General features: G+C 64.4%; 13 protein-coding genes. All 13 read left to right on the top strand.

Annotated elements, in window-relative coordinates:
* The coding region (locus tag CJ014_RS12145; protein WP_483428688.1) for an elongation factor Tu at positions 1–332 on the top strand (332 nt) is incomplete at its 5' end.
* A 65-nt stretch (positions 333–397) separates the two neighbouring features.
* The gene (gene rpsJ / locus CJ014_RS12140) at positions 398–706 is read left to right on the top strand and encodes a 30S ribosomal protein S10 (RefSeq protein ID WP_026782425.1); all 309 of its coding nucleotides are present in this window, start codon (positions 398–400) and stop codon (positions 704–706) included.
* 29 nt (positions 707–735) lie between these two features.
* On the top strand, positions 736–1,443 hold the full coding sequence (gene rplC, locus CJ014_RS12135) for a 50S ribosomal protein L3 (protein ID WP_100080741.1): 708 nt from the start codon (positions 736–738) through the stop codon (positions 1,441–1,443).
* Positions 1,443–2,063: a 50S ribosomal protein L4 gene (gene rplD / locus CJ014_RS12130; RefSeq protein WP_100080740.1), complete on the top strand. Its 621-nt coding sequence runs from the start codon at positions 1,443–1,445 to the stop codon at positions 2,061–2,063. Before rplC ends, rplD begins: the two co-directional genes overlap by 1 nt.
* Complete coding sequence (locus CJ014_RS12125) at positions 2,060–2,353, top strand: 50S ribosomal protein L23 (RefSeq protein WP_100080739.1); 294 nt, start codon at positions 2,060–2,062, stop codon at positions 2,351–2,353. Before rplD ends, CJ014_RS12125 begins: the two co-directional genes overlap by 4 nt.
* A 19-nt stretch (positions 2,354–2,372) precedes the next feature.
* A complete protein-coding gene (gene rplB / locus CJ014_RS12120) occupies positions 2,373–3,212 on the top strand; it encodes a 50S ribosomal protein L2 (protein WP_100080738.1) in 840 nt (279 codons plus the stop codon).
* A gap of 15 nt (positions 3,213–3,227) precedes the next feature.
* Entirely contained in the window at positions 3,228–3,506 is a 279-nt protein-coding gene (rpsS, locus tag CJ014_RS12115; RefSeq protein WP_026791945.1) for a 30S ribosomal protein S19, read from the top strand.
* A gap of 2 nt (positions 3,507–3,508) precedes the next feature.
* The gene (gene rplV / locus CJ014_RS12110) at positions 3,509–3,889 is read left to right on the top strand and encodes a 50S ribosomal protein L22 (protein ID WP_036789942.1); all 381 of its coding nucleotides are present in this window, start codon (positions 3,509–3,511) and stop codon (positions 3,887–3,889) included.
* Positions 3,889–4,674 (top strand): 30S ribosomal protein S3, encoded by a 786-nt coding sequence (rpsC, locus tag CJ014_RS12105; RefSeq protein WP_100080737.1) that lies wholly within the window; start codon positions 3,889–3,891, stop codon positions 4,672–4,674. The genes rplV and rpsC overlap by 1 nt, the downstream gene beginning before the upstream one ends.
* A 22-nt stretch (positions 4,675–4,696) precedes the next feature.
* Positions 4,697–5,110 (top strand): 50S ribosomal protein L16, encoded by a 414-nt coding sequence (gene rplP / locus CJ014_RS12100; RefSeq protein WP_100080736.1) that lies wholly within the window; start codon positions 4,697–4,699, stop codon positions 5,108–5,110.
* Positions 5,111–5,200: 90 nt separating this feature from the next.
* Positions 5,201–5,401 (top strand): 50S ribosomal protein L29, encoded by a 201-nt coding sequence (gene rpmC / locus CJ014_RS12095; RefSeq protein ID WP_026791941.1) that lies wholly within the window; start codon positions 5,201–5,203, stop codon positions 5,399–5,401.
* An 11-nt stretch (positions 5,402–5,412) separates the two neighbouring features.
* Positions 5,413–5,655: a 30S ribosomal protein S17 gene (gene rpsQ / locus CJ014_RS12090; protein WP_100080735.1), complete on the top strand. Its 243-nt coding sequence runs from the start codon at positions 5,413–5,415 to the stop codon at positions 5,653–5,655.
* 527 nt (positions 5,656–6,182) lie between these two features.
* Positions 6,183–6,551, top strand: coding sequence for a 50S ribosomal protein L14 (gene rplN, locus CJ014_RS12085; protein WP_026782414.1), 369 nt, complete (start codon positions 6,183–6,185; stop codon positions 6,549–6,551).
* The last annotated feature ends 2 nt before the right edge of the window (positions 6,552–6,553 follow it).

Raw genomic sequence — 6,553 nt, 5'->3', positions numbered from 1 at the left:
AGGACGTCGAGCGCGGCCAGGTGCTGTGCAAGCCGGCTTCGGTGAACCCGCACACCAAGTTCAAGGCCGAGGCCTACATCCTGACCAAGGAAGAGGGTGGCCGTCACACGCCGTTCTTCACCAACTACCGGCCGCAGTTCTACTTCCGCACGACGGACGTGACCGGCGTGGTGACGCTGAACGAGGGCGTCGAGATGGTGATGCCGGGCGACAACGTGACGATGAACGTCCAGCTGATCGTTCCGATCGCCATGGAGGAGAAGCTCCGCTTCGCCATCCGTGAAGGTGGCCGCACCGTCGGCGCCGGCGTCGTCGCTTCGATCGTCGAGTAATTGATCGTTTCGAGGTGATACGGGGCGGGGTTCGCTCCGCCCGCGTCTCCTCCAGAGGTAGAGAAATGAACGGTCAGAATATCCGTATCCGTCTCAAAGCGTTCGATCATCGTATCCTCGATGCCTCGACGCGCGAGATCGTCAACACGGCCAAGCGCACGGGCGCGCAGGTCCGGGGCCCGGTTCCGCTTCCGACGCGAATCGAGAAGTTCACGGTCAACCGCTCGCCCCATATCGACAAGAAGAGCCGCGAACAGTTCGAGATGCGCACCCACAAGCGCCTCCTGGACATCATCGATCCGACCCCGCAGACCGTGGACGCGCTGATGAAGCTCGACCTCGCGGCCGGCGTGGACGTCGAGATCAAGCTCTGAGAACAAGAGCCGGGTTGAGAGAGAACGCTATGCGCTCAGGTGTCATTGCACAGAAGGTCGGCATGACCCGCGTCTACAACGACGCAGGCGAGCATGTTCCCGTGACGGTTCTCAAGCTTGAGAACTGCCAGGTGGTCGCTCACCGTACCGAAGAAAAGAACGGCTATACCGCGGTCCAGTTGGGCGCCGGTACGGTCAAGGTCAAGAATGTCTCGAAGGCGATGCGCGGCCACTTTGCCGTGGCGCAGGTCGAGCCGAAGCGCGAGCTCGCCGAGTTCCGGGTGTCCCCCGAGAACCTCATCGAGGTGGGCGCCGAACTGACGGCCGATCACTTCGTCGCCGGCCAGTTCGTCGACGTTACCGGTACCTCTATCGGTAAGGGCTTCGCCGGCGCCATGAAGCGCTGGAACTTCCACGGCGGCCGCGCCACCCACGGCAACTCGGTCTCGCACCGCGTGCTGGGTTCGACCGGCCAGCGCCAGGATCCGGGCAAGGTCTTCAAGAACAAGAAGATGCCTGGCCATCTCGGCGACGAGCGCGTGACCACGCAGAACCTCAAGATCGTGCGCACCGATGCCGATCGCGGTCTGATCCTGGTCGAGGGCGCGGTCCCCGGTGCCAAGGGCGGCTGGATCCTCGTCCGCGACGCGGTCAAGAAGAAGCTTCCGGAAGGTGTTCCCACCCCGGGCAAGTTCCGCAAGGCGGCGCCCGCTGCGACCGCGGAGGCAGGTGAGTGATGGAACTCGAAGTCAAGACCCTCGATGGCGCTGTTGCCGGGACGGTCGCGCTTTCGGACGAGATCTTCGGTCTCGATCCGCGCGCCGACATCCTGCAGCGCGTCGTGCGCTGGCAGCTCGCCAAGCGCCAGGCCGGTACGCACAAGACTCTGACCCGTACAGAGATCACCAAGACCGGCAAGAAGATGTACCGGCAGAAGGGCACCGGCGGCGCCCGTCACGGCAACAAGGCGGCTCCGCAGTTCCGTGGCGGCGGCAAGGCCTTCGGTCCCGTGGTGCGCAGCCATGAGCACGACCTGCCCAAGAAGGTTCGGGCCCTCGGCCTGAAGCTCGCCCTGTCGGCCAAGGCCAAGGGTGCCAACATCGTCGTCCTGGACGAGGCGGTCGCCGCCGAGGCCAAGACGAAGGCCCTGAAGACGAAGCTCGCCGCGCTCGGCCTCACCAACGCGCTGATCATCGACGGAGCCAACCCGCAGGATCAGTTCCGCCTGGCGGCCCGTGCCATTCCGCAGATCGACGTGCTGCCCGTGCAGGGCATCAACGTCTACGACATTCTGCGTCGTGACACGCTGGTTCTGACCAAGGCGGCCGTGTCGGCGCTCGAGGAGCGGTTCAAATGACCAATCTGAAGCACTACGACATCATCCGCACGCCGGTGGTCACCGAAAAGGCGACCATCCAGGCTGAGAACAACAAGGTGGTCTTCAACGTTGCCAGGACCGCGACCAAGCCCGAGATCAAGGCTGCCGTCGAGCAGCTCTTCTCGGTGAAGGTCAAGAGCGTCAACACGCTCGTGCGCAAGGGCAAGACGAAGCGCTTCCGGGGCATCATCGGCACCCAGTCCGACGTGAAGAAAGCGATCGTGACCCTCGAAGAGGGCCATTCGATCGACATCACGACGGGCCTCTGATCCGAGCGGCAGGACGATTATGGCACTCAAATATTACAAGCCGACGACCCCGGGCCAGCGCCAGCTGGTCCTCGTCGATCGCTCCGAGCTTCACAAGGGCGCGCCGGTGAAGGCGTTGACCGAAGGTCTCAGCAAGACCGGCGGTCGCAACAACCTCGGCCGGATCACCGCCTACCATCGCGGCGGCGGTCACAAGCGCTCCTATCGCATCATCGACTTCAAGCGTCGCAAGCTCGGCGTCAACGCCGTGGTCGAGCGCCTGGAGTACGATCCCAACCGCACCGGCTTCATCGCCCTCATCAAGTACGAGGACGGCGAGCTGAGCTATATCCTGGCCCCGCAGCGCCTGGCCGTCGGCGACACCGTCGTCGCCGCGGCCGCCGCCGACGTGAAGCCCGGCAATGCGATGCAGCTGTCGGCCATTCCGGTCGGCACGCTCGTCCACAATGTCGAGCTGAAGCCCGGCAAGGGCGGCCAGATCGCCCGTTCGGCCGGTTCCTACGCGCAGATCGTCGGCCGCGACCAGGGCTACACCGTCCTGCGTCTCAACTCCGGCGAGCAGCGCAAGGTGCTCGGCACCTGCTTTGCCACCATCGGCGCCGTGTCGAACCCCGACCACGCCAACGTGTCGATCGGCAAGGCCGGCCGCAACCGCTGGCTGGGCAAGCGCCCGGTCAACCGCGGCGTCGCCATGAACCCGATCGACCATCCGCACGGCGGTGGTGAAGGCCGCACCTCGGGTGGCCGTCATCCGGTCACCCCGTGGGGCAAGCCGACCAAGGGCAAGAAGACGAGGTCGAACAAGTCCACGGACAAGTTCATCGTCCGTAGCCGCCACGCGCGCAAGAAGTCGCAGTAAGAGAGAGGAACGACCGTGACTCGTTCGGTTTGGAAAGGCCCGTTCGTCGACGGCTACCTCCTCAAGAAGGCGGAAGTCAGTCGCGCCAGCGGCCGCAATGAAGTCATCAAGATCTGGAGCCGCCGCTCCACGATCCTGCCGAATTTCGTCGGACTGACGTTCGGCGTCTACAACGGCCAGAAGCACATCCCGGTGTCCGTGAACGAGGACATGGTGGGTCACAAGTTCGGCGAGTTCGCGCCGACCCGTACCTACTATGGCCATGGCTCGGACAAGAAGGCGAAGAGGAAGTAACCATGGGTAAGCCGAAGCGTGAACGCACGCTCGCCGACACCGAGGCGCAGGCGGTGACCCGCAATCTTCGCGTCTCGCCGCAGAAGCTCAACCTTGTCGCGGCTCTGATCCGCGGCAAGAAGGTCAATACGGCGCTGGCCGATCTCACCTTCTCGCGCAAGCGTATCGCCGGCGACGTGAAGAAGACGCTGGAGTCGGCGATCGCCAATGCCGAGAACAACCACGACCTCGACGTCGACGCGCTCGTCGTCAAGGAAGCCTTCGTGAGCAAGGGCCTCGTCATGAAGCGCTTCTCGCCGCGGGCCCGTGGTCGCGTCGGTCAAATCCAGAAGCCGTTTGCGAACCTCACGATCGTGGTTCGCGAAGTCGAGGAGACCGCCTGATGGGTCATAAAGTCAATCCGATCGGTCTGCGTCTCGGCATCAACCGGACCTGGGACTCGCGCTGGTTCGCCGGCAAGACCGAGTACGGCGCGCTGCTGCACGAGGACCTCGCCATCCGCAACTTCCTCTTCGAGGAACTGAAGGCGGCGGCGGTGGCCAAGATCGTGATCGAGCGTCCGCACAAGAAGTGCCGCGTCACCATCCACTCGGCTCGTCCGGGCGTGGTGATCGGCAAGAAGGGCGCCGACATCGAGAAGCTGCGCAAGCAGATCGCCAAGTTCACCACCTCGGAAGTGCATCTCAACATCGTCGAGGTGCGCAAGCCCGAGACCGACGCGACGCTGATCGCCGCGTCGATCGCCCAGCAGCTCGAGCGCCGCGTGGCCTTCCGCCGTGCGATGAAGCGTTCGGTCCAGTCGGCGATGCGTCTCGGTGCCGAGGGCATCCGCATCAACGCCGGTGGTCGTCTCGGCGGCGCCGAAATCGCCCGCCTGGAGTGGTACCGCGAGGGCCGCGTGCCCCTGCATACGCTCCGTGCGGACATCGATTACGGCATTGCCACCGCCCACACCGCCTACGGCACCAACGGCCTCAAGGTCTGGGTGTTCAAGGGTGAGATCCTGGAGCACGACCCGCTCGCTTCCGAGCGTCGGGCGCTTGAGGGCGGCAATGACGGCGAGCGTTCGGGCGGCGACCGCCGCCGGGACCGCGACAATCCCCGTGGCGACCGTGAAGGCCGCGGCCGCGGCCGTGGTCGTGACCGCGACGCCGATGGTGCGCGCTAACTAGAGTTTTGGGAGAAGGAAGATGCTTCAACCGAAGCGCACCAAATTCCGCAAGCAGTTCAAGGGCCGCATCCACGGCGCTTCGAAGGGCGGCACCGAGCTGAACTTCGGCGCCTACGGCCTCAAGGCCATGGAGCCCGAGCGCGTCACCGCGCGGCAGATCGAGGCGGCCCGCCGCGCGATCACCCGCCAGATGAAGCGTATCGGCCGTGTCTGGATCCGCGTGTTCCCGGACGTTCCGGTCACCTCCAAGCCGACCGAGGTCCGCATGGGCAAGGGCAAGGGTTCGCCGGAGTTCTGGTGCGTCCGCATCAAGCCCGGCCGGATCATGTTCGAGCTCGACGGCGTGCCCGAGGAGGTCGCCCGCGAGGCGCTCCGTCTCGGCGCGGCCAAACTTCCGATCAAGACGCGCTTCATTCAGCGCATCGCCGAGTGATCCGCAGGGGCGCCCGCCCGTGAGGTCGACGACCTCCCGGCAAGCGGGCGCCGATCGGAAGACCGGCCCTACTGTTAGGACGAGAAAACGATGAAGGCGAACGACGTTCGGGCCATGACGCCCGACCAGCTCGAGGACGAGCTGGCCAAGCTGAAGAAAGAGCAGTTCAATCTGCGCTTCCAGAAGGCGACGGGCCAGCTTGAGAATACGTCCCGCGTGCGGGTCGTGCGTCGCGACATCGCCCGCATCCAGACGGTTCTGCGCGACAAGCGCGCGACTGCGAACGCTTAAGGAGAGACGAGTTGCCGAAGCGCATCCTGCAAGGCGTCGTCGTCAGCGACAAGACCGACAAGACGGTCGTAGTGAAGGTGGAGCGTCGCTTCACCCATCCGGTGCTCAAGAAGACCGTGCGCCGGACCAAGAACTACCAGGCGCATGACGAGGCGAACCAGTACAAGGTCGGGGACGTGGTTTCCATCGAGGAAAGCAAGCCCATTTCCAAGACCAAGCGCTGGGTTGTGCTCGCCACCGCCAGCGCCAGCTGAGCGGACGAGAGAAAGAGTTTCCGGCGCCGACCGGCGCCGCGCGGAGCGGCATTTCGAGGCGGGTGAGCCTCGAAATGCGTTTAGCGGAGCGGAAGCCAAGGGCCGGAGGCCCGCCGGCGACTGAGGTGAAACAACAAAGGCGCAGTCGCCTTTCGGCGATTGCCCCGAATTAGCGTCCCCGGGTCATTGACTTCCGACCCGGAGAGGCTTATGCGGCAGACGCTGATTTCAGAACGGAATGGCAGCCTGTGCCGTTCCGTTTCGGATTGTTTCGTCGAGGCAGCCCGAGGGCGCCGCGACTTGACGGCGAAAGCGAGACATCCGGCCTTGTTTCCCGCCGCCTCACGAGGCGGCAGGGTAGGGGCCGGGCCTCCCGGGCTGCGGATACGGCCTGGGACTGGGATGAACTCGAATCTAAGGGTCCGGCACGCCGTACCCCTATTTCCCGAGTTCCAAAACAAAGTCGCTGCCTGCCTGCGCCATCCGGCGCCGGTGGGTGCATGCATCAAAGATAAGGCGGCCAAGTCATGATTCAGATGCAAACCAACCTCGACGTGGCGGACAATTCCGGCGCACGTCGTGTTATGTGCATCAAAGTGCTCGGCGGCGCGAAGCGGCGGTATGCCTCGGTGGGCGACATCATTGTCGTCTCCATCAAGGAAGCCATCCCTCGTGGTCGCGTGAAGAAGGGCGACGTGATGAAGGCGGTCGTGGTCCGCACGGCCAAGGACATCCGGCGCACGGACGGTTCGGTCATTCGTTTCGACAAGAATGCCGCCGTTCTCATCAACAACCAGAAAGAGCCGATCGGGACCCGTATCTTCGGACCGGTTCCGCGCGAACTGCGCGCCAAGAACCACATGAAGATCATCTCGCTCGCCCCGGAGGTTCTGTAACC

Origin of the sequence: Pleomorphomonas carboxyditropha (assembly GCF_002770725.1) — a bacterium.
In the GTDB taxonomy this organism is placed as follows: domain Bacteria; phylum Pseudomonadota; class Alphaproteobacteria; order Rhizobiales; family Pleomorphomonadaceae; genus Pleomorphomonas; species Pleomorphomonas carboxyditropha.
The sequence above is the reverse complement of the archived record's forward strand: the minus strand, read 5'-3'. Positions and strand labels throughout refer to the sequence as shown.

What these genes read in the sequence shown, in the direction of transcription:
- CJ014_RS12125 (WP_100080739.1), top strand. Translation starts at nt 2,060, where the DNA reads ATGACCAATCTGAAGCACTACGACATCATCCGCACGCCGGTGGTCACC.
- rpmC (WP_026791941.1), top strand. Translation starts at nt 5,201, where the DNA reads ATGAAGGCGAACGACGTTCGGGCCATGACGCCCGACCAGCTCGAGGAC.
- rplN (WP_026782414.1), top strand. Translation starts at nt 6,183, where the DNA reads ATGATTCAGATGCAAACCAACCTCGACGTGGCGGACAATTCCGGCGCA.
- rpsJ (WP_026782425.1), top strand. Translation starts at nt 398, where the DNA reads ATGAACGGTCAGAATATCCGTATCCGTCTCAAAGCGTTCGATCATCGT.
- rpsC (WP_100080737.1), top strand. Translation starts at nt 3,889, where the DNA reads ATGGGTCATAAAGTCAATCCGATCGGTCTGCGTCTCGGCATCAACCGG.
- rplD (WP_100080740.1), top strand. Translation starts at nt 1,443, where the DNA reads ATGGAACTCGAAGTCAAGACCCTCGATGGCGCTGTTGCCGGGACGGTC.
- rplP (WP_100080736.1), top strand. Translation starts at nt 4,697, where the DNA reads ATGCTTCAACCGAAGCGCACCAAATTCCGCAAGCAGTTCAAGGGCCGC.
- rplV (WP_036789942.1), top strand. Translation starts at nt 3,509, where the DNA reads ATGGGTAAGCCGAAGCGTGAACGCACGCTCGCCGACACCGAGGCGCAG.
- rplB (WP_100080738.1), top strand. Translation starts at nt 2,373, where the DNA reads ATGGCACTCAAATATTACAAGCCGACGACCCCGGGCCAGCGCCAGCTG.
- rplC (WP_100080741.1), top strand. Translation starts at nt 736, where the DNA reads ATGCGCTCAGGTGTCATTGCACAGAAGGTCGGCATGACCCGCGTCTAC.